22 protein-coding genes and 1 pseudogene are annotated in these 25,336 nt (G+C 62.4%); 11 read left to right on the plus strand and 12 right to left on the minus strand.

Features of this window, described 5'->3' with window-relative positions; genetic code table 11:
- Both NW846_RS05010 and NW846_RS05015 read right to left on the minus strand, forming a co-directional pair.
- Positions 1–1,462, minus strand: a pseudogene (locus NW846_RS05010) (hypothetical protein); the annotation flags it as partial.
- Positions 1,459–4,353, minus strand: a complete 2,895-nt coding sequence (locus NW846_RS05015) for a helicase-related protein (RefSeq protein WP_099812524.1) — start codon at positions 4,351–4,353, stop codon at positions 1,459–1,461. The gene NW846_RS05015 and the pseudogene NW846_RS05010, both read right to left, overlap by 4 nt.
- Positions 4,354–4,633: 280 nt before the next feature.
- Here NW846_RS05015 and NW846_RS05020 point away from each other — a divergent pair, with 280 nt between their 5' ends.
- Positions 4,634–5,149: a cyclic nucleotide-binding domain-containing protein gene (locus NW846_RS05020; RefSeq protein WP_168173629.1), complete on the plus strand. Its 516-nt coding sequence runs from the start codon at positions 4,634–4,636 to the stop codon at positions 5,147–5,149.
- A 180-nt stretch (positions 5,150–5,329) separates the two neighbouring features.
- Complete coding sequence (gene gap / locus NW846_RS05025; protein ID WP_011429234.1) at positions 5,330–6,349, plus strand: type I glyceraldehyde-3-phosphate dehydrogenase; 1,020 nt, start codon at positions 5,330–5,332, stop codon at positions 6,347–6,349.
- Here the strand turns inward: gap and NW846_RS05030 are convergent.
- Positions 6,334–6,936, minus strand: a complete 603-nt coding sequence (locus NW846_RS05030) for a 2'-5' RNA ligase family protein (protein ID WP_011429235.1) — start codon at positions 6,934–6,936, stop codon at positions 6,334–6,336. The genes gap and NW846_RS05030 overlap by 16 nt on opposite strands.
- A gap of 169 nt (positions 6,937–7,105) precedes the next feature.
- On the opposite strand from NW846_RS05030, the gene NW846_RS05035 reads away from it, so the two are divergent.
- Positions 7,106–7,528 carry a (2Fe-2S) ferredoxin domain-containing protein gene (locus NW846_RS05035; protein WP_011429236.1) on the plus strand — a complete coding sequence of 141 codons (423 nt, stop codon included), beginning with the start codon at positions 7,106–7,108 and terminating at the stop codon, positions 7,526–7,528.
- Here NW846_RS05035 and NW846_RS05040 read toward each other — a convergent pair.
- Entirely contained in the window at positions 7,516–8,148 is a 633-nt protein-coding gene (locus NW846_RS05040; protein WP_011429237.1) for a lysophospholipid acyltransferase family protein, read from the minus strand. The two genes, NW846_RS05035 and NW846_RS05040, sit on opposite strands and share 13 nt — an antisense overlap.
- 319 nt (positions 8,149–8,467) lie before the next feature.
- Here NW846_RS05040 and NW846_RS05045 point away from each other — a divergent pair, with 319 nt between their 5' ends.
- Both NW846_RS05045 and NW846_RS05050 read left to right on the plus strand, forming a co-directional pair.
- A complete protein-coding gene (locus NW846_RS05045) occupies positions 8,468–9,097 on the plus strand; it encodes an RNA-guided endonuclease InsQ/TnpB family protein (protein ID WP_414515478.1) in 630 nt (209 codons plus the stop codon).
- Entirely contained in the window at positions 9,064–9,696 is a 633-nt protein-coding gene (locus tag NW846_RS05050; protein WP_414515481.1) for an RNA-guided endonuclease InsQ/TnpB family protein, read from the plus strand. Before NW846_RS05045 ends, NW846_RS05050 begins: the two co-directional genes overlap by 34 nt.
- 13 nt (positions 9,697–9,709) lie before the next feature.
- On the opposite strand, the gene NW846_RS05055 is transcribed toward NW846_RS05050, so the two are convergent.
- On the minus strand, positions 9,710–10,399 hold the full coding sequence (locus NW846_RS05055) for a Uma2 family endonuclease (protein ID WP_011429238.1): 690 nt from the start codon (positions 10,397–10,399) through the stop codon (positions 9,710–9,712).
- A gap of 151 nt (positions 10,400–10,550) precedes the next feature.
- On the opposite strand from NW846_RS05055, the gene NW846_RS05060 reads away from it, so the two are divergent.
- The 3 genes from NW846_RS05060 to groL all read left to right on the plus strand — a co-directional run bounded on the left by NW846_RS05060 (position 10,551) and on the right by groL (position 13,911).
- Positions 10,551–11,672, plus strand: coding sequence for an NAD(P)/FAD-dependent oxidoreductase (locus NW846_RS05060; RefSeq protein WP_414347624.1), 1,122 nt, complete (start codon positions 10,551–10,553; stop codon positions 11,670–11,672).
- A 68-nt stretch (positions 11,673–11,740) separates the two neighbouring features.
- A complete protein-coding gene (locus tag NW846_RS05065) occupies positions 11,741–12,079 on the plus strand; it encodes a 30S ribosomal protein PSRP-3 (protein ID WP_346426047.1) in 339 nt (112 codons plus the stop codon).
- 203 nt (positions 12,080–12,282) lie between these two features.
- Positions 12,283–13,911, plus strand: coding sequence for a chaperonin GroEL (gene groL, locus NW846_RS05070; protein WP_011429241.1), 1,629 nt, complete (start codon positions 12,283–12,285; stop codon positions 13,909–13,911).
- Between the two features lie 37 nt (positions 13,912–13,948).
- On the opposite strand, the gene lysS is transcribed toward groL, so the two are convergent.
- The 7 genes from lysS to trpB all read right to left on the minus strand — a co-directional run bounded on the left by lysS (position 13,949) and on the right by trpB (position 22,181).
- Complete coding sequence (gene lysS, locus NW846_RS05075; RefSeq protein WP_414515484.1) at positions 13,949–15,475, minus strand: lysine--tRNA ligase; 1,527 nt, start codon at positions 15,473–15,475, stop codon at positions 13,949–13,951.
- 46 nt (positions 15,476–15,521) lie between these two features.
- On the minus strand, positions 15,522–16,310 hold the full coding sequence (locus tag NW846_RS05080) for a Uma2 family endonuclease (RefSeq protein ID WP_240527750.1): 789 nt from the start codon (positions 16,308–16,310) through the stop codon (positions 15,522–15,524).
- A 488-nt stretch (positions 16,311–16,798) separates the two neighbouring features.
- The gene (gene radA / locus NW846_RS05085) at positions 16,799–18,217 is read right to left on the minus strand and encodes a DNA repair protein RadA (RefSeq protein ID WP_011429244.1); all 1,419 of its coding nucleotides are present in this window, start codon (positions 18,215–18,217) and stop codon (positions 16,799–16,801) included.
- A 52-nt stretch (positions 18,218–18,269) separates the two neighbouring features.
- Positions 18,270–19,406 carry a chorismate synthase gene (gene aroC / locus NW846_RS05090; RefSeq protein WP_414515486.1) on the minus strand — a complete coding sequence of 379 codons (1,137 nt, stop codon included), beginning with the start codon at positions 19,404–19,406 and terminating at the stop codon, positions 18,270–18,272.
- A 54-nt stretch (positions 19,407–19,460) separates the two neighbouring features.
- Positions 19,461–20,195 carry a pantothenate kinase gene (locus tag NW846_RS05095; protein WP_414348156.1) on the minus strand — a complete coding sequence of 245 codons (735 nt, stop codon included), beginning with the start codon at positions 20,193–20,195 and terminating at the stop codon, positions 19,461–19,463.
- Positions 20,185–20,892 (minus strand): AMMECR1 domain-containing protein, encoded by a 708-nt coding sequence (locus tag NW846_RS05100; RefSeq protein ID WP_228375405.1) that lies wholly within the window; start codon positions 20,890–20,892, stop codon positions 20,185–20,187. Before NW846_RS05100 ends, NW846_RS05095 begins: the two co-directional genes overlap by 11 nt.
- 26 nt (positions 20,893–20,918) lie before the next feature.
- Positions 20,919–22,181, minus strand: a complete 1,263-nt coding sequence (trpB, locus tag NW846_RS05105; protein WP_414348160.1) for a tryptophan synthase subunit beta — start codon at positions 22,179–22,181, stop codon at positions 20,919–20,921.
- 238 nt (positions 22,182–22,419) lie between these two features.
- Here trpB and NW846_RS05110 point away from each other — a divergent pair, with 238 nt between their 5' ends.
- Genes NW846_RS05110 through NW846_RS05120 form a run of 3 tightly spaced genes read left to right on the plus strand, consistent with a single transcriptional unit; the run spans position 22,420 to position 25,013 of the window.
- Positions 22,420–22,863, plus strand: coding sequence for a hypothetical protein (locus NW846_RS05110; protein ID WP_414348163.1), 444 nt, complete (start codon positions 22,420–22,422; stop codon positions 22,861–22,863).
- A 48-nt stretch (positions 22,864–22,911) separates the two neighbouring features.
- Entirely contained in the window at positions 22,912–23,472 is a 561-nt protein-coding gene (locus NW846_RS05115; protein ID WP_071813492.1) for a helix-turn-helix domain-containing protein, read from the plus strand.
- Positions 23,472–25,013: an Hsp70 family protein gene (locus NW846_RS05120; RefSeq protein WP_414348167.1), complete on the plus strand. Its 1,542-nt coding sequence runs from the start codon at positions 23,472–23,474 to the stop codon at positions 25,011–25,013. The genes NW846_RS05115 and NW846_RS05120 overlap by 1 nt, the downstream gene beginning before the upstream one ends.
- Positions 25,014–25,336 lie beyond the last annotated feature (323 nt).

Consider the following 25,336-nt stretch of genomic DNA (forward strand, 5'->3'; position numbering starts at 1 on the left):
ACAAAATCGCTTGCTCTTTTTCCTCAGGTGGGCGAGCGGCTTTCAGCCGTTCTTCGATCACTGGCTCCAACGCCGAGCGGACCAGTTCAGCCACTAGCTCCGGTGGGGTGTAGTAAGAGCCCGTGCTCTTGCGCTCAGAGCCGTAGCCAAGTTCAAAGCGAGGCACCCCCTGGGAGGTGACAACCTGGGGCTGGTAGTCCAGCAGGCTTTCGTAGACGGATCCCAGCTCCTCCACGTCCAGGGCAGCGTAGTTCACCCGGCAAGGGGGAGAGGTGGGGCTTTCTTGGTAGTAGGCCAAGTGCCAGAAGGCCTGCAGCAGATCCCGGTTGCTGAGGCTGCAGCTATCCAGCTCCAGGGGAGCAAAGAGGTCCCCATTGAGAGGGGCAGCCCCCAGATGCTTTGCCAGCTCTTCCTGGGAGAGCACCCGCCAGAGCACCCGCAGGCTGCACCAGAGATCCTCATGCTCCGTAAAAGCGCTGCGCCGCTCCAAAAGCCGCCGCAGCCGACCCACGCCGTAGTGATCCCGGTAGAGGGGGCTGGCGCTAATTAGCCCCCGCTCCTCCGAGACCAAGAGAAACAAAAAGCGATAGACCAGCCGCAGCAGTTGTCGGTAGAACTCCTCCGGGGTGAGGCGGTTCAATCCAGAAGAGGCCAGCCGCTCCCGCAGTTGGGAGTTTTTGGGATGGGCAAGAAAGCCGTTGGCCAAGCCCTTGAGGCATTCTTCCACCCCATCCCGCAGCCGCTCGCGGACTCGCCCCCCCTGTTCCAGAGCTTGCTGGTAGTACTTCTCCAGCCAACACTCCCGCGCCTGCTCCGCCCTTTGGGGCAGGTGGCTGCGGTGCAACAGGCGAAACAGGATGGCAAAGTCGTTAAAGCGCTGCTCCTCCAGGATCTGCTGCAGGTCAAACTCCACATAGGCCTGCCGGCGCACAAAGGTGCTGTCTCGCAACAGGCGGAGGATCAGCCCGTTGGTGACGATGCCCCAGAGGTGCTCGCTGCAGTTGAGATACTCCTGCAGCAGCGAGTGAGGGGCTAGACGCGGCCTGCCAGTAGGAGCCAGCCGTCCCAGCTCCTGGCGCACCCCCACAATGTGCACCGGCGGAGCGTCCTCTGCTTCGCCAGCTCGGTGGGAGATGGCAAAGGTGGCGCCGTCAATCTCGTAGGCCCGCTGGTTGTAGCGCAGCTCGTAGCCCAGAAGGCTGAGAAAGGGAATGACCCAGGCATCGCGGGTAACCGACGTGGCCGGATCCCCTTCTGGCAGACGGGCCAGCCGACGGCGGAAAACTTCCCACTGGGTGCGGGCATCGGCAAAGACGCTGGCCATCTCCTCGGTCAGGCTGCGCTTGTCGTCTAGCCCAAAGTCTCTCGGCTTCTGGCCCGGCAGCTCGCCGGCCAAAAGCTGCTCCAGGATGTCCGGCCCCAAGAGGCCCCCTTCAAGGCGTAGTGCAGGAAATTGGCTCATCTGGACAGCAGAGGTTGTAGGACAAGAATTCCCAGCAGATCCGGGGGAAACTGCGGCTTAACCTCCAGCCCGCGCACGCGCTGGGAGATAGCCTGTCGGATGCGCCTGTGGGCATCAGCCAGCTCGCCAGCCCGCCGGCAAATGGCCTCCCGGATCCCTTGCTGAAGGGGGTGTCCTAGGCCCCAGTTTTCTGCAGTCGGCGGCCAGGGGCTGAGGCTGTCTAGCACATGCTGCACCAACTCCTGCTTTTCCGCGAGCGGCAGGTTGGCATCTGGCGTGGCTTTGGCCAAAAGCTGGAGCGCTGCCCCAGTTTCCAGCCAGCGGGCTGCGCCTCTTTCCAGGCCAACCCCTCCCAGCACCAGCACCTCCTCCGCCAGCAGAGGCTGAGCCAGCGGCTGCTCCACCAGGTAGCGCACGCGCAGCAACAAGAGGGTGGTGAGCTCGGCCACAGCCCGCGTCCGCACAACCCCGCAGCGGGAGACGACGGCCTCTTCAGGATTATCTAGAGCCTTCTCCAGCAAAAAGTGGGCCAGGGCAGCGATGAGGCGGTGGTTGCGGCCAACGTACTCCGCTCCTTCTGGCGTGGGGGAGACAAAGCTAATCCGCCAGTGTCCACCCTTGGGCTGGGGCAGGGCTGAACGAATGGCCTCCGGCAGGGTTGCCGTGCCCTCTCGGCTGAGGTTGACCTGGAAGACTCCAGACTGCCGGTCAGGGATCACGGCCAGGCCCAGGCGCTGGGCGGCAGCGAGAAAAAATTGCTGTACTGCCTGCGGATCCCCCAGCACGGCGTCTGTAGCCTCCAGTTCCCGCTGCACTTCTTCAGGCTTGAGGGATCGCTGGGCAAAACGGGTGCGGTTGCGCCGCTCCTGCTCGGCAGAGCGATCCCACCGGGCGTGAAACCGGCTCACCTCTGCCATCCCCAGATCCAGCTCCAACTGGCGCTCCCCTGAGCCGGATCCCTGGCGCAAAAAAAGCGCCTCCAGCACCGCCTGGGTAACGCTTTCACTCGCTTCGGGAACAGGCACGTGGGTGCCAAGGGTGCGGCGAATTTCCCGCGCCTTGTCCAGCAGCACCTTTAGCACCACGCCGTCCACAGGGTTATCTCGCCCAAAAAAACGAATGACCTTGACCCGGGGGGCCCGTTGGCCGTAGCGATCCACCCGCCCCTCCCGCTGCTCCAGCCGGTTGGGGTTCCAGGGCAGGTCGTAGTGGATGACGGCTGTCAATTTTTCCTGCAGGTTGATCCCTTCCGAGAGGCAGTCGGTGGCCACCAGCACCCGTGGCTGGTCAACGGCCATTTCCGCAATCTTGGCCTCCCGCTCCTCGTCGCCCATGCGGCCGGTTACGCAGGCTACCTGAGTTGCGGATCCCAGGTGTTGTCGAAGGTGGTCGGCAAGATACTCCGCCGTGGCCACATAGCGGCACCAGAGAATGGGGTGAAAGCTCTCTTTGAGGAGCCGCTTCACTAGCTCGATGGCCCGCGCCAGCTTGGTGTCTTGGTCTACGCCACGCAGTTGACCAGCCAGGCGGGCGAGCTCGCGCAGCCGGCGGCGGTCGCTGTCGGGCAGAGTTTGATCTGCTGCTTCGAGGGCTGGCAGCGGTAATTCGTCGTCAGTACGCTCTTCTGCTGACTCGAACACCCAGCGGCTAAAGCTCTCCTCGGCCTCTTCAGCTTCTTCCTCCCGGGAGCCTGCACCACGATTGGCCAGCGCTGCCAAGGCCGCTGCCGGACTGGACATGACACAGCGCAAAAGAGCCAGCGCCCCCCAGTAGCGTACTCGCCGCCGCCGCTGTTCCATCTGCTGGCCGGTGCGCACCAGCTCCGCGCAGAAGGCATAGGTGCGCTCAAACAGCTCGCGGTAGCGGGGCGAAAGGTCATAGGTCTCATCTTCAGCTTCTCGGCTTGGGAAGCAGGCGGTTTCTTGCCAGGTCTCCTTAATGTCCCGCCGCGTGCGCTGGACAAAGTGACGGGCCAGCTCGAGGCGCTGGCTCTCAGTGAGATCCTGAAAGTCCCACGCCTCAAACTCAGGCCGCAGCAGCCCCAGCAAGGAACGGAAGGCCTCTGGGATGCCGCTGTGGGGAGTAGCCGTCAGCAGAATCAGGTGGCGGTTGGGCGCTTGGGCAATGGCTCTCAAAAGGGCATGCCGCTCCTGCTGAGCTCTGCCGGAACTGGCCGCCGCCGCACCGTGCACTTCGTCGGCAATGACCAGCTCAGGACAAAACTGTAAAAATTGAGGGCGGTTGCGCTCTGTTTTGACAAAATCAATGCTGGCCACCTGCACCGGGAAGTATTCGTAGAGGCTCTGTCCCAGCGGGGTTTGCCGCTCCAGTTGCCCTACCGTCCCCGAGCGGATAACTACCGGCTCGAGGTGAAACTTCTCGGCCAGCTCCCTGGCCCACTGCTCGCACAAATAAGGCGGGCAAAGGACACAAAAGCGCCGGATCTCGCCGCGATCCAGAAGTTCTCTGGCTATCAGCAGCGCTTCGATGGTCTTGCCCACTCCCACGTCGTCGGCAATAAACAGCCGCACCGGATCAAGGCGCAGCGCCATGAGCAACGGCACAAACTGGTAGGTTCGGGGCCGGATGGAGATGCGCCCCAGCGAGCGAAAGGGAGTGGCGCCCTCGCGCAAGATAAGCCGCGCTGCCTGCCAGAGGAGATGGGCGGCTGCAGCATCGGCAACTCGGTCGGCGCAGGGCAGCGGGAAGAAGGCCGGCTCGATGCGCTCAAAGGGCAAGGTGCCGCCTACAAGGTTCATCAGTTGTCGGTGAATGTGAATCGCATCCTCTGGCGTACCAGTAAGGGGCCGCAGCACTACCCCTTCTTCGGAATCAGCGGGGAGCACCACCCACTCGCGGTGGCGGCAGCAAACAATTGAGCCAGGCTGCATCGATCGGGATCCCTAGAGAGCTTTCTCCATTTGAGATTTGTATACATCTTTGCCGCTTTCCGGGAATGACTGCCGAGCTTCTGCGGCTTTTTTGAGAACCCCCTACAGCCTGCCTGGACAGAACTTCTGCCGGCGCCATGGCCGGCAAAAATTCTACGTGTTGGAAAATGGCCCAGTTGGGTCTCGCCCAAGCCTTTTGCAGGGATCCCTCCTACCCAAAACGTGGGGTGACGGTAGGATGAAACAGAGCTGGCCCCAAGCACTTCCAGCCGCTTGCCCGATGAGCAGCAGCCGTTATCCGTTTGAGCGCGTTCGCGAGCACTTGCTCTTTCAGTCTTTGGAAGATGCTGAGTGGAAGGCATTGACGGCTGCCCTACTGCCCAGCCGCTTTTCCCCCGGCCAGGTGATCTTCCAAGAAGGGGATCCCAGTAGCGACCTATACGTAGTTCTCAGCGGGATCGTGGAGCTGCGTCGCCAGTACATGCGCCATCCCGGCGATTATTGGCTGGCCACGCTGCATGCCGGGCGCGTGTTTGGGGAACTTTCCTTGCTGACGGGACGGCGACGTTCCTTTACCGCGGTGAGCCTGACCGAAGTGCAAACCCTGCGCCTCTCCCGCGAGGGGCTGCTCCTATTGCCCCTGGAAGTCCAGCTGAAGCTCTACCGCGCCTGGACCCAGATCATCGGCGAGCGCCTCTTTTGGCTCGACAGCATGTTCGCGGATCTGCTGGAACAGCGGGGAGCCGAAAACGTGGCCTCGGCTATGGCCTTGCTGCAGCAGCGCTACCCCGCTTGAGGAAAGCCAACCCCTGCAGGCAGGCCGGGATCCCTAAAGTTAAATATCAGTTGATACTACTCAAAAAAGAGGCCAGAAATCAAGCGGTGGGATCCCAAATTTTATCTTCAGAATAGCCAGGGGTTGCGGTATTATGTGCTAAGCAGCCCCAAAGCACTTCAAGCAGCGAGGTTAAGAGCAGTGGTCAGGGTAGCCATCAACGGATTTGGTCGTATCGGTCGCAACTTTTTGCGGTGTTGGCTGGGTCGCTCCCAGTCCAATCTCGATATTGTTGCCATCAACGACACATCAGACGCCCGCACGGCTGCCCATCTGCTCAAATACGATTCCATTCTCGGGCCGCTGCAAGGGGCGGAAGTGGAGGCCGTCGAGGGTGGCCTGCTGGTTAACGGCAAGCATATCCACGCCGTTTCCGATCGCAACCCCAGCAACCTGCCCTGGAAAGAGTGGAAGGTGGATCTTGTTATTGAAGCTACAGGGGTGTTCGTAGACTATCAAGGGGCCTCTAAGCACCTTGAGGCGGGAGCCAAAAAAGTAGTGATCACCGCTCCGGCCAAGGGGGGCGACATTCCCACGTTTGTATATGGCGTTAACCAACACACCTATGACCCGGTGCGGCACAACATTGTCAGCAACGCCAGTTGCACCACCAACTGCCTTGCCCCCATCCTCAAAGTGTTGCTGGACAAGTTCGGCGTCTTGCGGGCCACGATGACCACCACCCACAGCTACACCGGTGACCAGCGGATTTTGGATGGCGGCCACCGCGATCTGCGACGGGCGCGGGCGGCGGCGTTGAGCATGGTGCCCACCACCACCGGGGCGGCCAAGGCGGTGGCGCTGGTGATCCCCGAACTGAAGGGCAAGCTGAACGGGGTGGCGGTACGGGTGCCCACGCCCAACGTGTCGCTGGTGGACTTGGTGGTGCAAACGGAGCGGCGCGTGATTGCCGAGGAGGTGAACGCGGCTCTCAAGGACGCTTCAGAGACCACGATGAAAGGGATCATTGCCTACTCCGATATCCCCTTAGTCTCCATCGACTACCGCGGCCACGACTGCTCGGCGATTGTGGATGCCGAGATGACCAGCGTGCTGGACGGGGATCTGGTGAAGGTGATGGCCTGGTACGACAACGAGTGGGGCTACTCGCAGCGGGTGCTGGATCTAGCTGAATATATGGCTGCTCACTGGGTTGAGTAGGCTGTTGTTTCCTGCCTCAATCCCTCAGAGGCGGAGAGGGAGAATTCGGCAAAAACCTGCCAGCGCTTGCCGTCATGGAGGAGGAGGGTCAGGGCAGAGGCGAGAAAGGATCCCTGGAAGAGGCGAGCCTTGAACTGCGGCCAGGCGGCGCGGAACTGGGCCGGCTGGAGATCCCGGAAGGCCACAGTCATGTGGGGCACAAAGGGACGGGCTGGAGCCGTTGCTTCTTCTTGCTTGAGAAGGAGGCTCATGTGCCGCTGGGCCTTGGCCTGAAGCTGTTGCAGCTCGGGGGAGGGCTCGACGTGAATATAAATAACCCGTGGCGGGAAGGCGCCGAAGCCACAGAGCTCAACGGCAACTGGCGCCTGCTCCTTAGCAAATGCTTCTAGGGATCCTGTCAGGGCCGCCAGCTGGGCAGTGGGCCACTCGAAAGGAGGCACCAGGGTGATGTGAGGGGGCGAGCGCAGGGCTGCGCGGCTGGCGAATTGCTCGGCAAACTGTTGTTTAATGGCGGTCACTTGCTCCTGCAGGTCTGGTGGGGGAAGGAGGGCGAGAAATAGCCGCTGTTGGGGAGCATCGATCAGCATTGCCGGACAGGTGAGGGATCCTTTTATCCAGGCTAGGGCAGCACATCCCCAGGCCTCTACCCCATTTCCTAGGGGTCAGAAGGTTTGTCGGGATGCCCGACGTCTTCTTTAACTACTCATATAATTATCTAGTGATTATTCGGTGGCAGTAGGAGACACGGATCCTCACATGACCCAGCTTTCCGCTCCCCTTCCCACGCCGGCAAGCCCATCTGCAGAACCTCAGCCGGATCCGATTCCGTCTTACCATTGGCATCTGTTCCTCTGCGCCGACCAGACCAAGCCCAAGTGCTGTGAAAAGGCGGTGGGGCTGGAAGCCTGGGAATACCTGAGGCTGCGGATCCAGCAGTTGAACCTGGAGCTGGCGGGCGTGGGCCCTCTGCGCGTCAACCGCACCAAGGCCAATTGTCTGCGGGCCTGCAACTACGGTGTTCCTGGGCCGGTGTTGTTGGTGTACCCCGGCGGGTTCTGGTACCACTCGGCCACGCCGCCGGTGATAGAGCGGGTGCTGCAAGAGCACATCTTGGGGGGAAAGCCGGTGGCCGAGTATCTGGTTGCTCAAGATACTCTGATTGCCCCTCAGCGCCCCTGATCCAGGAGGGCATGGATGGCCTCCACGCAGGCCGCGGTTGCCTGCTGCAGCTCAGCTTTGTCGCTGGAAGCCGGCGGGGGGATCAGCCTGCCGATGCGCACCGTGATGGGGCAAAACAAGCGCGGCCAGCGGGATCCCTTGGGCAGCACCTTCTCGGTGCCCCAGAGGGCTACGGGGAGCAAGGGTGTCTGGGTGCGCGCTGCCACCAAGGCTGCCCCCAGGTGAGGCTGGGGGATGCGGCCATCGGGGGTGCGGGTGCCGTTGAGAAAGATCCCTACCGCCCAGCCCTGGGCCAGGGCTGCCTCTGTGGCCCGCAAGGCGCTGCGATCCGCACCTCCCCTTTTGACCGGGTAAGCCCCGTAGAGCCGGATCACCTGCTTCAGCACCGGCACCTGGAACAGCTCTTCTTTGGCCATGAAGGCTACCGGGCGGCGCACCGCATTGGCCACCAGCGGCGGATCCAAGTGGCTGGCGTGGTTGCTGACGATGATCAGGGATCCGTGGCGCGGCACGTTTTCCTGGCCATAGGTGCGGCCAAAATACAGTCCCCGAAATAAAGGGTTGACCACCAGCCACTTGAGCAGCCAGTAGGCCAACCAATCGCGGCGGCGATAGCCCATCTGGACGATTTCCCAACTTAAGGGTAGCTCCCTCTTGAGTGTAGGGGAAAGGGGGGGATCCCTAAGGACTTTGGAGACAGGTTTTCCGAAGACCTTCACCTAGGGTGGGATGCGGCGAGGGGAGACGCCGGGAAAACGTTGCGCCAAGTTTTAGCTAATCCGCCGTTCGCGCTAGCGGGACGTAGTCCTTGAAGCCCCGCTCTGTACCCCCCTATATCCCAGCCCCCCAGTCCCCCCGTATACGGGGGGATATAGGGGGGCGGGCCGGTCAGAGTCAGGATGAGAGGCGGGAGCGTTCAACAGGTACAATGCATTCATCATGAGAACCGCTTACCAGTACCGCTTGCGCCCTACTGCTAGCCAAGTCGCCCTGATGGGTGAGTGGCTGGAGCTGCTGCGTAGGCAGTACAACTATCGCCTGGCAGAACGGTTCAACGGGTGGGAGCAGAATCGCTGCAATATCCATGCCTGCTCCTTGACGGTCTGTCATCTGCCTGAGTTGAAAGACAAGCCCGATTTCTACTCACAGAAACGAGACTTGGTAAACACAAAGGCTCTCTTCCCCGAATACCAAGCGATTCATTCCCAGGTGCTCCAAGACTGCCTACAGCGGGTACAAAGGGCCTTTGACCGATGGCTAAAAGGTGACCGCAACGGCAAAAGGGCAGGCAGGCCTAGGTTTAAGGGAGTAGGGCGGTATCGCTCCTTCACCTTCCCTCAGATGAAGCAGGACTGCATTCGAGGGCAGTTTATCCATCTGCCCAAGGTTGGGCCGGTCAAGCTGGTCCAACACCGCCCTTTGCCTGAGGGGTTTGTTATCAAAACGGCCACCATCACCCGCAAGGTGGATGGGTGGTACGTCACCTTGAGTTTGCAGGATTCGTCTGTCCCGGAATGGAGCCCTGACACGCCAACGTGGGAAAACACGATGGGGATAACCTGGGGCTAAGCTCTTTCTTGGTCACCGATGAGGGTGAGGCGGTTGAGGTTCCTCAGCATTACCGTAGGGCGCAAAAGCCCCTCAAGCGGCTGCAACGGTCTGTATCGCGCAAGCAGAAGGGGTCAAACCGCTACCAGAAAGCGGTCAAGAGGTTGAGCAAGGCACATCAGAAAGTAGCCAACCAGCGCCGGGATTTCCACCACAAAGTTGCTCATCAGCTTTTGCAAAAAGGGAGACACATAGCCCATGAGGCATTGAACATCAAAGGTCTGGCAAGGACAAGGTTGGCCAAATCTATCCATGACGCCGGTTGGGGTGAGTTCCTGCAAATTTTGGCAGCCAAGGCTGAAAGAGCTGGGCTGTTGACGATTGCAGGGGATCCCCGCGGCAGCAGTCAAGGGTGCTCGGGGTGTGGTCGTGAGGTGCCCAAAGAGCTGCATGAGCGGTGGCACGATTGTCCGCACTGTGGGCTGAGTATTGGCAGGGATCACAACTCGGCGAGGGTCATCAAATCCAGAGCGGTGGGGCGTCCCGTTCTTCAAGCTCAGGAAATGTCCTGCTATCGGGCAGGAGTCACTGGGAAGCCTGCACTCTATGCGTCAGCATAAGTGCGGGAGTACGTCACCTCTCCAGATCCGGATCCTCGCCCAAAGCCCGCAACCTTGCTGCCAGACGCTCGGCCCGCTGGCGTTCCTGTTCGGCTCGTTGGCGTTCCAGCTCGGCCCGCTCATCTCCCGTCAAAAGCAACTGCCCTTTGGCATCGCACCAGCGCAGCCAGCGGGCTTGTTTCCCCTCGAAAACTCCGTCCCACAGCCTCAGGCCCAGCTCCACCTGTTCCAGCCAGGTCTCGGTCATTTCCGCATAGTGGCGGCCCCGCAGCTCAAAAAGGCGCAGCTCCTCGGATCCCAGCTCGTGGTTGGGATCAAAAACCACGTAGTAGCTGACCCGCATCTGCTCGTAGCGGCTGAACTTGCCACCTAGCTCGTCGCCTTCGCGGTTGGAGACAATCTCGATCACCACATCCGGCGGCTTGTCAAATTGCCAGAGCAGATAGCACCGGTTCTGCTTCTCCCACCATTGTTCCGGCACCGTGACATCCAGGCTGAGAAAAACATCCGACACAATCGGGGGGCGACTGGGGGTTGTGTAGATCCCGACATTGGCTGCTGCCAGGAAGGTTTTGTGGGGCAGAGAGCTGTAGAGCGAGCCAGTCAGGAGGCGCTGTTGCTTTTCAGAGGCAAAGTTATCCGCCGGGGTATCGTCCTCAGTGACCAGATCAGCGACATCGGGCAGCAGCAGTTCAGTATCCATGGGCAAAGGCAGTCGGGGATGTCGACATCTTCGCCGTTTCCCCTACTTTTTGCCGCAGAGGACAAGGGCGGCAAAGCTGGCCGCTCTCCAGAAGGGATCCCGCCCGCAGAATGGGGTATCACGGCAAAAGGGCTCTCTTTGAGGAGGAACCTTGAACTGCGACGTTTTGGTGATCGGCTGTGGGGTGGTGGGCTGTGCCATCGCCTACGAATTGGCCACAGCAGGGCTATCGGTGGTTGGGATCGACGCCAGGGATCCGGCCTCAGGCGCCACCGGGGCCTCGTTGGGGGTGTTGATGGGGATCTGCAGCCGCCAGCCAGATGGGGAGGTGGTGCAGTTGCGCCTGAAAAGCCTGGAGCAGTTCGATCCCCTGATTGCGCGGCTGGAAGCCGACTTGGGTCGGACTTTGCCCGTCAATCGGCACGGCATCCTCAAGCTCCTCCGGGAGGAGGAAGTGGACGCTTGGCAAGCAACCCTGGCGGCTCGCCGGCAAGCAGGTTACCGCCTGGAGTTTCTCAGCCCTGGCGAAGTGGGATCCCTGCAGCCAGGTTTGCGCAGCGACCTGGGGGGAGCCCTCTACTCTCCCCAAGATCGGCAGATCCAACCCCGCCTCCTTACGCAGGCGCTTGTGGAAGCAGCCCAACGCAGAGGCTGCCGCTTCTTCTTCCATCAGCCGGTTCAGAAGATGCAGCGCAGCCCGGATCCTCCCTTTCGCCTACAGGCAGTTTATACGCCAGCCTTCGCCTTCTCGGCAGGCCATGTCGTTCTCGCTGCCGGCCTGGACAGCTCCCCTCTGGCCGAGGAGCTGGGCTTGCGGATCCCTCTGCAGGCGGTCAAAGGCCAGGCTCTGCGGGTCAAAGCGGCGGGGATCCCCCTGGGGCCGGTGGTCAGCGACGAGGATCTGCATCTGGTCCCCCTGGGGGATGGATCCCTGTGGGTGGGGGCAACCGTGGAGTTTCAGGCCCCCCATCCCCAGCCGACGCTGCTGGCCTTACAGGATCTGCTGGCCCACGCCATCGACATCTGCCCGGCCCTAGCCGAAGCCACCCTGCTGGAGCACTGGGCCGGCCATCGACCCCGACCGCTGGGGCAGCGCGCCCCCATTCTGGGGCCGGCTCCCGGCTATGTCAATCTTTTGGTTGCCACCGGCCACTACCGCAATGGAGTGTTGCTGGCCCCAATTAGCGCCGCCATCCTGAGGGATTTGGTGCTGAAAGGGGAAACAGCCCTGTGCGATCTAAGCGCTTTTGCCCCAAGACCTAAACAGGGCTGAGCTGGCCTATCCACTGAGGTAGCAAGACTTATGTCAGAATAGAAGGTTGCCAGGCTCAGGCCGGGCCAGTGTGTGATCTGTCGAGTCCTGCAAAGGAGAAAAGAGCCTTGCCGAAATTTGCCCTGAAAGCCCTCTGGCTGGAAAACGATTTGGCCATCGCCGTGGATCAGGTGGTGGCCAAAAACCGCAGCCCCCTCACCCGCTACTTTTTCTGGCCGCGGGATGACGCCTGGGAACAGCTCAAAGCCGAGCTGGAGAGCAAAACTTGGATCAGCGAGGAAGATCGCATCACTCTACTCAACCAAGCCACTGAACTGATCAACTACTGGCAAAACGGCGGACGCGAGCGCCCCATCAGCGAAGCCCAAGCCCAGTTCCCCGACATCCTCATCGGCGGCAACGCCTAGCTCTCCCCTCCCCGCCGAGGCCGCGACTCCAAACCCAACCCATCTTGATGGGGATCCTGCTTTTGGGCTAGATTAGCACTCGGGATTTCAGAGTGCTAACTTTGGGCTCGGCCAAGCCAATGGATCGCCGGGGCCCTTCTGGGATCCCACTCCGCCTGGCAGCGCTAAGCGGCCCAGTTGAAACTAAGAGGATCGGGGATTCTATGGCAAAACAGATTCTGTTTAGGGAAGAGGCCCGCAAGGCATTGGAGCAGGGCATCAATCAACTGGCGGATGCAGTTAAGGTTACCATTGGCCCGAAAGGGCGCAACGTCCTTCTGGAGAAAAAGTTCGGCGCCCCCCAGATCGTCAACGACGGGGTCACCATTGCCAAGGAAATTGAATTGGCGGATCCTTTGGAGAACACCGGTGCCCAGCTGATGCGGGAAGTGGCCACCAAGACCAACGACGTGGCCGGAGACGGCACCACCACAGCCACCATTTTGGCCCAGAGCATGGTGCAGGAGGGGTTGAAGAATATTTCGGCAGGAGCCAACCCTGTAGCTTTGCGGCGCGGCATCGAGAAGACCACTGCCTACCTGGTGGAGCAAATTGCCGCTCAAGCTAAGCCTGTGGAAGGCCGCAAGAACATCGCCGAGGTAGCTACCATCTCTGCCGGCAACGACCCGGAAGTGGGGGAGATGATCGCCAGGGCCATGGATGCCGTGGGGCGAGATGGGGTGATTACGGTCGAAGAGTCCAAGTCCTTGGAAACCCAATTGGAAGTTGTCGAAGGGATGCAGTTCGACCGCGGCTACATTTCCCCCTATTTCGTCACCGATACGGAGCGGATGGTGGCCGAATACGAAAATGCCTATCTGCTCATCACCAGTAATAAGCTCTCCAATCTTCAGGATCTGGTGCCTGTTCTGGAGCGGGTAGCGCGAGAGGGACGGCCGCTGCTGGTGATTGCCGAGGATGTGGAGGGAGAAGCCCTGGCCACTTTGGTGGTCAACAAGCTGCGGGGGGTGTTGAACGCGGTGGCGGTGAAGGCGCCGGCTTTTGGGGATCGGCGCAAGGCCATGTTGGAGGACATTGCCATCCTCACCGGTGGGCAGCTCATCTCCGAGGATATCGGCATCAAGCTGGAGAACGTCACCCTGGACATGATGGGGGTGGCCCGCAAGATTACCGTTACCAAAGACAAGACCACCATTGTGACCGACGGCAGCACCAAGGCGGCGGTGGAGAAACGGGTGGCCCAGATCCGCAAGCAACTGGAGACCACCGATTCCGAGTACGACCGCGAGAAGCTGCAGGAGCGGATCGCCAAGCTGGCCGGTGGGGTGGCGGTGATCAAGGTGGGAGCTGCCACTGAAACGGAGCTTAAAGACCGCAAGCTGCGCATTGAAGATGCCCTCAACGCCACGCGGGCGGCAGTGGAGGAAGGGATCGTCCCCGGTGGCGGGGCAACGTTGCTGCATCTTTCCAAAGGGATCCCGGCCTTCAAGGCCAACTTGAACGCAGAAGAGCAGGTGGGGGCGGACATTGTCTGCCGGGCTTTGCAGGCGCCGCTCTATCAGATTGCCCACAACGCTGGCCTGGAGGGGTCGGTGGTGGTGGAAAAGGTTCTGGAGAAGGAGATGCCCTTTGGCTTTGATGCCCTGACGGGCACCTATGTGGACATGTTTGCTCAGGGGATCGTGGATCCGGCCAAGGTCGTACGCTCGGCGCTGCAGAATGCCGCTTCCATCGCCGCCATGTACCTCACCACCGAAGCCATTGTGGTGGAAAAGCCCGAACCCAAGACGAAAACAGGAGCGAGCCGCTCCGGCGGTGCGGGGATGATGTAACTCCCCTAAACCATGCCCTTGTGGCCTAGGCCCCTATTCAGGGGCTTTCTCCCGTCTCCGGTCGCAGCAGGGGGAAGGCGATGACATCGCGGATGCTGGCAGCGTCGCACAGCAGCATCGCCAGACGGTCGATGCCGATGCCCAGGCCACCGGTGGGGGGAAGGCCGTACTCCAGGGCAGTGAGGAAGTCTTCGTCCAAAAAGTGGGCCTCTTCGTCTCCGGCTGCCTTCAGGGCCGCCTGGGCCTCCAGCCGCTGCCGCTGATCCACCGGGTCGGTCAGCTCCGAGTAGGCGTTGGCCGTCTCCCGCCCGACGATAAACAGCTCGAAGCGCTCCGCCAACCCCGGCTTGCTGCGGTGGGGCTTGGTGAGCGGACACACCTCCAGGGGATAGTCGAGAACAAAGGTCGGCTGGCGCAGGCGGCTCTCGCAGCAGTGCTCGAAGGCTTTGACCAACAGCTTGCCAGGGGAGTCGTGGGGGGAGAGATCGGGGATCCCCTGCTGGGCCAGGGCGGGCAAGAGCTCGGCGGTGGATCCCTTTTCCACGTCGATGAAGATGCCGGTGGCCTCCTCCACCAACTCCTGGATCGTTACCCGCCGCCAGGGTGGGGTGAGGTCAATGGTCTCCCCTTGGTAAGTAATTTGCAGGGATCCCCGCACTGCCAGGGCGGCGTTGCAGACCAGGGCTTCGGTCAGCTCCATCATCGTGTGGTAGTCGGCAAAGGCTTGGTAGGCCTCCAGCGAGGTAAACTCCGGGTTGTGGCGGGTGGAGATGCCCTCGTTGCGAAAGACTCGCCCAATTTCGTACACCCGCTCGATCCCGCCCACCACCAGCCGCTTCAGGTGCAGCTCGGTGGCAATGCGCAAGTAGAGATCTAGATCCAGGGCGTTGTGGTGGGTGATGAAGGGACGCGCCTCCGCCCCGCCGGGGATCACCTGCAGCACCGGCGTCTCGATCTCCACAAAGCCCCGCTCCTCCAGGGTCTGCCGCAGGGAGCGGACGATCTTGGCCCGGTCGAGCAAGGTTTGCTTGACCTCGGGGTTGACGATGAGGTCAACGTAGCGCTGGCGGTAGCGTTTCTCCACATCCCGTAGGCCGTGCCACTTATCGGGCAGGGGCAGCAGGGCCTTGGTCAGCACCTGGTACTCGTCCACCCGCACCGACAGCTCCCCTTTCTCGGTGCGCTTGAGACAGCCCTTGGCCCCCAGCCAATCGCCCACGTCAAGCAGCTTGTCCAGGTTCTTGAAGGCCAGCTCCCCCATCTGCTCCGTCAGCCGTTTCTTGTCCAGATAAAGCTGAATGGTGCCAGAGCGATCCTGCAGGGTAAAGAAAGCCAGCTTGCCCATGACCCGCCGCGCCCGGATCCGCCCGGCCACCGCCACCTGCACATCCTCCCGCTCGGCGCCGGGCTCGAGATCGGCAAATTGCGCCTGCAACTCGGCAGCCAAGTGGGTAACCGGGAAAGAATAGGCGTAGGGCAGGATCCCTTGCTCCTGCAGGTGGCGGGCCTTTTCCAGGCGGGCGGCCCGTTGGGCAGCTTCGCTGCTGCTGGGGAGAGTGGACATAGGGGTAAAAGGGATAGAGGATTTCAGGGACGGACGGGATCCTTTTTTACGCTTCCGGCGGCGCGATCCCGTGGGAACGCAGCAGCTCCAAAAGTCTTTCGGCCCGTTGGCGTTCTCTTTCAGCCCGTTGGCGTTCTCTCTCGGCCCGCTGCTGCTCTAGGGCGGCCTTTTCGTCGCCGGTGGGTAAAACTTGGCCCTCTCGGTCACACCAGCGCAGCCATTCCGTGTTGACGCCCTCGAAGGATCCCTGCCAGAGGGTCAAGCCCAGGCCAATCTCCTCCAGCCAGGTGGAATCGAAGGGAACCAACTCTCCCCCCCGCCGCTGAAAAAGAACCAGTGGGGATCCCTGCAGCTCCCGCAGTTGCCGCAAAGGATCGTAAACCCCGTAGTAGCCCACGCCGGCGCGGGCGTAGTCCCTGAGTTTGCGGCCCAGCTCTTCTCCCTCGCGGTTGGAGACAATCTCAATGACCACGTCGGGAGGCTTGCCCATCTCCCAGACAAAGTAGGTGCGATCTTCCTTGCGCTCGAAGCTGGCGGGGGGAGCTACCTCCAGGCTGAGCATGACATCGGGCACGAGCGGCGGCTGCTTGAGGGCGTAGAACAGGCCGACGTTGGCCGTGGCCAGGAAGGGGATCGGCTCGCCGCTGTCTTTGGCTCTGGGCTGAAAGGAGGCGTAGAGGGCGCTCGTGAGCAGGCGCTGCAGCTTCTCCGAGTAGATGCTGTCCACAGGCTGGTCGTCCTCGATCACCAGGTCACTGATATCGGGTGGGGGCGGCGGTGGAAACTCCGCTGCCGGCGTCGAGGGCTTGAGGGGGCTAGAAGGTGCAGAAACCATGATGCCGGGATCCTTTGCAGGGCCGCTGCTAGCGACTGCTCGGTTGTTGGTCAATCGAGCCGATATCGAACCATCTCGAGGGTAGCAAAGGTTTTGGGGAAAAAGGCGACCAGAGAGCTTCTCCAATCCACACCAGAGATAGAAGCCCAACCCTGGGCCGAGGGCCTGCCTCCTGGAGCGGGGCAAGAGACAAAAAATCCTGCCCGACCTCCTCAGCTTTGGCCGGATCCCTTTTGGAAAGCAGCTAGCGCTCCGCCTGGGCGTTCAAGCTGGAGACGATCAGGTACACCACGAAAAGAAACAGGGCTACCAACGCCATAGGTCGATCCTTAGGTCAGTCTCTTGCGCCAGGGTCTGTAGGATAGTGTGCCCATCCGGGCCGGGATCCGGTTGCTGTTGTCGCACAAACCTTTATTCTATGACATTTTCCCGTAGCTTGGTTCTTGGCGGAGCTCGACCGCCCAACTGGGCAAGTTGGGGATCCCTTCTCACTGGCCAGGCTCGGAGCTGGGCAGAGCCACCAGCAGAGCTTCCAACACCCGCTGCACCCGGCTCAAGCGCAGGCCAGAGTCGGCCAAAACGGGGCTGTTGGGGATGATGGCGTGGCGGAACCCCAGCTTGGCGGCTTCCTTGAGGCGCTGCTCCAACTGCGCCACCGGGCGCACCTGTCCCCCCAGGCCCACCTCGCCGATCAAGACCGTAAAGGGATCCACCTGGCGATCTCGGAAGCTGGCGGCCACGGCCACCGCCACCCCCAAGTCGGCAGCTGGCTCGGCCACCTGGATGCCGCCGGCGGAGGCAATGTAGGCGTCGTATTTGGAAAGCGGGATCCCCACCCGTTTTTCCAGCACCGCCAAGATCTGCAAAAAGCGGTTGAGCTCGATGCCGGTGGCGGTGCGGCGGGGGGAGCTGTAGCTGGTGGGGCTGACCAGGGCCTGCACGTCCACCACCAAGGGGCGGGTGCCCTCACAGGCGACGATGGTGGCCGTTCCCGGCGTGGCCTGATCCCGGCTGCTCAAAAAAAGCTGCGAGGGATTGTCCACCTCCACCAAGCCAGAGGCGGTCATCTCGAAAACGCCGATTTCCTGAGCTGCCCCAAAGCGGTTTTTGACGGCGCGCAGCAGGCGGTGGCTCTGAAAGCGATCCCCCTCAAAGTACAAGACGGTGTCCACCAGGTGCTCCAGCACCTTGGGCCCGGCCAGGGATCCATCTTTGGTAACATGGCCAACGATGAGCAGGGCCACCCCCAGTTTTTTGGCCACTCGCATCAAGAGGCCGGCGCATTCCCGCACCTGGGAAACGGATCCCGGCGCCGAGCTGAGCTGCCCCCAGAAGATGGCCTGGATGCTGTCGATGATCGCCACCTGGGGCTGTAGGGCCTGGATCTCGGCCACAATGGCCTCCAGGTCGGTTTCCGCCAATAGGTAGAGCTGCTCGCTTTCTATCCCCAGCCGCAAGGACTCCGTCCCGCTAATGCGAGCGGCGCGCAGCTTGATCTGCTGGGCCGATTCCTCCCCCGACACGTACAAGATGGGCCCCCGCTTGGCGAGATGCGCAGCAGTCTGCAGCAGCAGGGTGCTCTTGCCAATGCCTGGATCGCCGCCGATCAACACCAGGGATCCCGGCACGATGCCACCTCCCAACACCCGGTCGAACTCGCCGGAGCCAGAGGAGAGGCGGGGGTGGCTCTCCGAGGAGACTTGGGAGAGGGGAAGGGCCGACAGGGGCATCCCGTTGCCGCGGCTGCGCTGGGGAACGAGCCGCTGCGGTGGCCCAGACTTAGAAGAGGGGGCGACGACCACCTCCGTCAGCGTGTTCCAGGCGCCACAGTTGTCGCAGCGGCCCAAAAACTTGGGGTAGCGCTCGCCGCACTGGCTGCACTCCCAGACGGTTTTGGCCTTGGCCATGAACAGGGATCCCGCCTCTTTCTTAGGATACAAGGACTCCGACCGGCTGCCGCTAGCTGTGGGGCAGGGGAACGGCGGGAATGGGCACCTCTGGCAAGGCCAGGGATCGGCACTGGGCGTGGTGGCGCAGCAGATGGTCACAGAGCACCAAAGCCACCATCGCCTCCACCATCGGCACCGCCCGCGGCAGCACGCAGGGATCGTGGCGCCCCCGCGCCGCCAAAACCGTCTCCTGCCCGTCGAGGGTGACGGTGCTTTGGGGCTGGCGAATGGTGGCGGTGGGCTTGAAGGCCACCCGCAGGACGATGTCTTCCCCGTTGCTGATGCCCCCCTGGATGCCGCCGGAGCGGTTGCTGCGGGTGCGCCAGCCGCTGGGGGTCATGTAGAACTCGTCGTTGTGCTGCTTGCCCGTCAGGTAGGTGCCGGCAAACCCCGAACCGATCTCAAACCCCTTGCTGGCCGGCAGCGACATCACCGCCTTGGCCAGGTCGGCCTCCAATTTGTCGAACACCGGGCAGCCCAGCCCGCGGGGCACATTGCGGGCCACACATTCCACCACTCCCCCGAGAGAATCTCCTTCCCGCGCCGCTGCTTCAATTTTTTCAATCATCGCCGCCGCCGCGGCTGGATCGGGGCAGCGGACGATGTTGGCTTCCACCTGCTCCGCCGTCACGGAGCTGGGATCCACCTGGGCCTCTACGTCTTGGACCCGCTGCACATAGGCCAGGATCTCTACCCCTGCTGCCAGGCGCAGGATCTTCTTGGCGATGGCCCCGGCGGCCACCCGGCCAGTGGTCTCCCGCGCCGAGGACCGCCCTCCCCCCTGCCAGTTGCGGATGCCGTACTTGGCCTGGTAGGTGGCATCGGCATGGGAAGGGCGGAAGGTGGTGGCCATCTCGCTGTAATCCTGGGGGCGGGCGTCCTGGTTGCGCACCAGGATGTGGATGGGGGTGCCGAGGGTAAAGCCTTGGAAAACCCCGGAGAGGATCTGGCAGCGATCCGCCTCCTGGCGCGGCGTGGTGATGTGGCTCTGGCCGGGACGGCGCCGATCCAGCTCCGCCTGGATGTCGGCCTCGCTCAAGGGCAGCCGCGGCGGGCAGCCGTCCACCACCACCCCCACCGCCCCCCCGTGGGACTCGCCGTAGGTGGTGACGCAAAACAAGACGCCGAAGGAGTTGCCGTTGGCCATGGGATCCCTGAGCAAGAAGCTGCCCGCTCGCAGGCGGCTGGGAGAGACTGTCTTCTATTCTGCACCAGAAGGCTTGCGGACGACGCGGTGCAACTGACGGCAGCCGGCAATCCCCCGCAACACCAGGTGGGGATCCCAGCGCAGCTCTGCGTCAAGGGGCCGCAGGTGGGGGTAGAGTAGCTCGCCATCGCCGCCGGTTACTAGCAGCGGGCCTTGGGGAAAGCGGCGGCGCCAGTCGGCCAGAAAATCCCGCAAGCCGGCCAGCAGGGTATGAAGAATGCCGCTGCGGATGGCGGCCCCAGTGTTCCTGGCCCAGCGGGGGGGTATGGGAGCGCCGGGATCCCACTCCACTTTGGGCAGCCGGGCGGTGTGGTCGGCCAGCGCCTGCGCCTGCAACCCCAGGCCGGGCAGGATCGCTCCTCCCACCAGGGATCCCTCGGCGTCAGCTCCCGTTAGGGTCAAGGCGGTGCCGGCGTCGATGACCAAGCAGGGCCAGCCGTAGCGGATCCCGGCGGCCCACAGAGCCAGTGCCCGATCCAGCCCCAGCCCGGGATAGGGATCCCGCAGCGACACCTGGGAGAGCTCAAGGCAATGCACCCAGGGGGATCGGGGCGGCAAAGGGGCAGAGCCAACGGCAGCTAGCCACAGCTCCGTCTCTTCTGGCCAGGATAGGGGTTGGTGGGCGGGAAACTGCTCCACCTTCACCAAGCTCTCGCCAGCAAACCAGCCCCAGCGCACGTGGGTGTTGCCCACCACGGCGGCCAGCCACCGCTCTGCCTCAGAACTCATGCAACAGCTCCGCCTCCACGCGAAACAGCTCCACCGGCTGATCGGCAGGGATCCCGGCCAATTGCTTGGCGGTGGAGAGCTGCCAGGCCGTCGTCAGAGCCTCTCCGGGCAGCAACACCGCCCCCCTTGTCCCCGCGCGAATGAACAGGCCCATGCGGGTGGGATCCACCTGCTCCAGAGAGGGGATGGGCACCACCCGTCGCACGATGGCCACCTGAATAGAAGCCGACTCCAGCTCGCCGGGTTGCAGGGGCCGATAGCGCCAGTCGCGAGTAACAGCCCCCACCGCCGCCCGGATGGTGGCCCTGGCCAGATCCTCGCCGCCGGGATCCAAGCTGCCCCAACAGCCGCGGGGCCGTCCCTCCCTGGTCACCGTAACAAAAACTCCCGCCGGGCGCCGCCAGTGGGGCGGGATCTCTTCTGGAGCAGGCAGCACCTGGCCAGTGGCGAAGTAGTGGGCGATGGCCTGCCGCGCCAGGGCCGGCAGCGTCTTGGGCAAGGGTTGCGGCTGGACGGGAGCAGGGATCCCCTCCGTCCCGCCGTTGCGGGGCAAGGCGCCTGCCGGGGAACTCGTGGCCGGGGACGGGATCCCGCCAACGCGCCCAGAAACCTCTGGCCGGGATCCGGCCAGCAGCCCTAGCCCTGCCCCCAGAAACAAGGCCAGCAGGCTGAGCGATCGAATGGCAAAGGTGGACACGAGCTGAGGATCTTGCCAACCCAACTCTAGGCTAGGCTATGCCCCCGCTTCTGCAAGTACTTGAAAACGGTGTTCAGATCCTTGTCGCCCCGCCCGGAGCAGTTGACCACCACCCGCTGCTGGGGGCCAAGCTGGGGGGCCAAAGTCTTCAGGTAGGCCAGGGCATGGGCCGTCTCCAAAGCCGGGATGATCCCCTCCAGGCGCGACAGCAGCAGCAGCGCCTCTACCGCCTCGTCGTCGGTAACGGCGTAGTACTCGGCTCGCCCAATTGCTTTTAAGTAGCTGTGCTCCGGCCCCACGCCGGGGTAATCCAAGCCGGCGCTGATGGAATGGGCCTCCTGCACCTGGCCTTCTTCATCTTGCAGCAGGTAGCTCATGGCCCCGTGCAAGACCCCAATGCGACCGCGGCTAAGAGTAGCAGCGTGGCGGGAGGTGTGCAAGCCCTCCCCGGCAGCCTCGATGCCGATAAGCCGCACTTGGGGATCCTGAACAAACTCGTTGAACAACCCCAGGGCATTGGAGCCGCCGCCCACACAGGCCAGCAGCACGTCCGGCAGTCCTCCCCATTTCTCTTGGCACTGCTGCCGCGTCTCCTGGCCGATGACATCGTGAAAGGTCCGCACCAGCTTCGGGTAGGGGTGGGGTCCGGCCACCGTGCCGATGACGTAGTGGGTGGTCTCCACGTTGGTTACCCAGTCGCGGATGGCCTCGGAGAGGGCGTCTTTGAGGGTGGCTGTGCCTGATTCGACCCCCCTTACCTCAGCGCCCAGCAGGCGCATCCGCTGCACATTGGGGGCCTGCCGCTCCATGTCCACTGCCCCCATGTAGATGACGCATTCCAACCCAAAACGAGCACACACCGTTGCCGTGGCCACCCCATGCTGGCCAGCGCCAGTCTCGGCAATGATCCTTCGCTTGCCCATGCGCACCGCCAGCAGCACTTGGCCAAGGGCGTTGTTGATCTTGTGGGCACCGGTGTGGTTGAGGTCTTCGCGCTTGAGGTAGATCTGGGGGCCGTCGTAGTGCTCGGTCAGCCGCTGGGCAAAGTAGAGGGGGCTGGGCCGACCGACAAAATCCCGCAACAAGCTGTGGAACTCGGCGCGAAACTCGGGATCCCGCCAATGCTGCTCAAAGGCTTCCTCCAGCTCCGTCAGGGCGCTCATCAGGGTTTCCGGCACAAAACGGCCCCCAAAGGGCCCAAACCGGCCCCGAGGATCCGGACGCACCCTCGGGTCAAGGGGATCCAAAGCAGCAGGATGGGCAGCAGTAGCTGGGGAAGTCGTGGTCATGGCAGAGGGTTAGCAGGAGTTTGGCAGCCGGCAATAGGAGATAAACTTCCCCAATTCTACAGAACTCTCAGGAAGGAGATGGGCCGACCTCTTTGTAGGGAAAAGATTTCCGGAGTCCTCGGATTTTGGTTTTGGGCGCAGCCTTCTCCAAGAGCAGCCTACACTTAGGGGTATGGAGAGGGCTACCGAGTTAAGAAGATCTGCCGCGTGCCTAGCCTGTCTGCTTGCCGGGCTCAGCTTGGAAAATGGAATCTCAGCCCAGTTAGGTTTTCAACCCTACATCAATGCCCGCTTTGGCTACCGCATCGACTACCCGGCAGACTTTATCCCCCAAGGGGAAGCTGACAACAGCGACGGCCAGGTATTTATCGGGAAAGATGGAGCTGAGCTGCGCGCTTGGGGCGGCTACAACGTCTTTCAAGCAACGCCCGCCAGCGCCCTGCAAGAGGAGCTGCAGCGCAGCCGGGAAAGCCGACGCCGGGTTACCTATCAAGTTGCCGGTCGGGATTTTTTCGTGGTCTCCGGCTACGAGCCAGACGGCCAGCGGATTTTTTACCTCAAAAAGCTCGTCAGCCCCTCTCTAGAGGCTGGCTTTGAATTGGTCTATCCGGCCAGCCGGCGCGAGCGCTACGACCGGGACGTGGAAGCCATAGCCCGCTCCCTGCGCTTTGTGGATCCCTGACCCAGGCCCAAGTTGGGGCATGATCGTAGGGATCCCTGGCAAAATCCCATGGCCGAGAGACCGCTGGACAGTTGGCTGCGGGAACGGATGCAAGCCGTTGGCCTCTCCTCTTGGCAGGCTCTGCAAGCCCGGGCGGGGATCAGCCGCCGCGCCCTCGATCAGGTGCGCCAAGGGCAGTGGGGATCCCTGCGCCTGGAGCAACTGCAGAAGCTGGCTGCCGCTTTAGAGTGGGAGTTGGGATCCCTGCTTGGCGGTGGCGACCCTAGTCCAAGGGGCTCGAACACTGCAGAAGCGATCTTTTCCCTGCTGCAGCCGCTGCTGACCAGCTACCCCACCGTCCGCGAGATTGCCCGGCGCAAGCCCGATTGGCCGGCCCAAAACGTGACGGCCCTCTTCCGGTCGCTGGATGCCCTGCTGCAGCAGTGGGGGTATGAAGCCATCGGCAGCCCTCTTGAGTCCGTCCCCTTCGACCCGCAACTGCACCAGCCGGATCAGCCGGACATTCGGCCAGGGGATCCCGTCTACATCCGCTTTGTCGGCTACCGCCGGAAAGACTACATCCTCTGCCCGGCCAAAGTCAGCCGCTCGCTGCCCGGAGGATTGAGCTGATGGCACCTGTCCTCAAAGCAACGCTGGCTATCGATTTCGGCACCAGCAATACTGTGGTGGCAGTTTGGGATCCCGTCCAAGAAGCGCCCCGCCTGCTCAGCTTTCCCGGCCTTTCCCGCCCGGGCTACTCGGCCATTCCCAGCCTGGTCTATGTCAAGGGAAAAGGCCAGCTCTTGGTGGGGGAAACGGTGCGGGCCGGGCGTTGGGGGGCAGTGGAGCCGCAGCGGCTGTTTCAGGGCTTCAAGCGGGATCTGGTGGCGGAGTTTGTCCCCCCACCGCGGATTCTCGATGGGGAGCGCTACGACGCCGAGAGGGTGGCTCAGGCTTTTTTGCAGGCGGTGATGGAAGCCGTCCAGCAAGAATACCTGCAGCCGCAACAGGTGGTGTTTACCGCTCCCGTCGGCTCCTTTGAGCGCTACTTGAACTGGCTGCGGGGGGTGGCCGGGGATCCCGTTCAAATTGTGGACGAGGCCACTGCCGCTGCCCTGGGCTATGCGGTCGGCCAGCCGGGATCCGTGGTGCTGGTGGTGGATTTCGGCGGCGGCACCCTGGATCTCAGCCTGGTGCGCACCCTTGCCCCCCAGCCGGGCAACCCCGTCCTCAAGGCAGAGGTGATCGCCAAGGCCGACGCCTACGTGGGCGGGGTGGATATCGACATCTGGATAGCCGAATACCTGCTGGGGCAACTGGGGCTGAGCCGGCAGCAGCTGGGGGCCCTGAGCTGGATGACGCTTTTGGAGCAGGCAGAACAGCTCAAGATCGCCCTTTCTGCCCAGCCGGAGGCTGTGGGCAGTTGGTTCGACGACGAGACTCTAACTGCCTATGAGCTGCGCTTGAATCGGCAGGCGCTGGAGGAGATTTTAGAAACCCACCAGCTCCTCGACCAGATCCGCCAGTGCCTAGACGAGGTGCTGCTCAGCGCCCAGGCAAGGGGAGTGGGCAAAAGCCAAATTGAGCAGGTGCTCCTGGTGGGAGGCAGCTCCCAACTGCCGGCAGTCCAAGAGCTGCTCCGCTCCTACTTCGGCAAAAAGAAAGTCCGCTGCGAGCGCCCCTTCGACGCCGTGGCCCTGGGCGCTCTGCAGGTGGGCCGCCAGGTCAAGCTCGAGGATCGCCTGCACCACAGCTACGCCATCCGCCTCTGGGATCCCTGGCAAAAAAGTTACATCTACTATCCCCTCTTCGAGCGGGGCAGCCCCTACCCTTGCCGACGCTCCGAGCCCTTGATCTTGCAGGTGGCCAACGATGGCCAGACCGAAATTCGACTCGATGTGGGGGAAGTGGCCCAGGTGGCCCAGGCCGAGGTGGTCTATGACGAGCTGGGGCGCATGAGCAGCCGCCAACTTACCCGACAAACCGATTTTCGATCCCTGGGTGCTGAGCCGGCTTGTCTGGCCCGCCTGCAGCCCCCAGGTCGGGCAGGAGAAGATCGCCTCAAGGTGGAATTTGCCGTCGATGCCTCGCGGCGGCTGTTGGCCACTATCTTCGACTTGCAAACCCAGCAGCTTTTGGTAGAAGCCCAGCCCGTAGCCACCCTGAGTTAGAGAAAGGCACTCAGCTTCTTTATCGCGCCAAAACCCAAACAGTGCCGCCTGGCCCTTCTCCCCCCTGGGAGAGGGGCTGGGGGTAGTCGCAATGGCAGCGTGGAGCGCTTGGGCGGATCCCTTGTTGAACAATCGCCTATTTTGCTGTAAAGCGCGGGGGAAAAGTCTTAAGCTCATCCAGAATGACTGTATATCCCCTGCAGTGGCTTTGTAATGACTTGACAGATATAGTCATTTCAAATAGATGCAACGTTTCTCTACGTCGTTATTGCTACAGCCTTTTAATTTAAAATAGGGTACAGGTATTCAAGAGGAAGGAGAGA

The organism is Synechococcus sp. W60.3, from assembly GCF_047502615.1.
Lineage (GTDB): Bacteria > Cyanobacteriota > Cyanobacteriia > Thermostichales > Thermostichaceae > Thermostichus.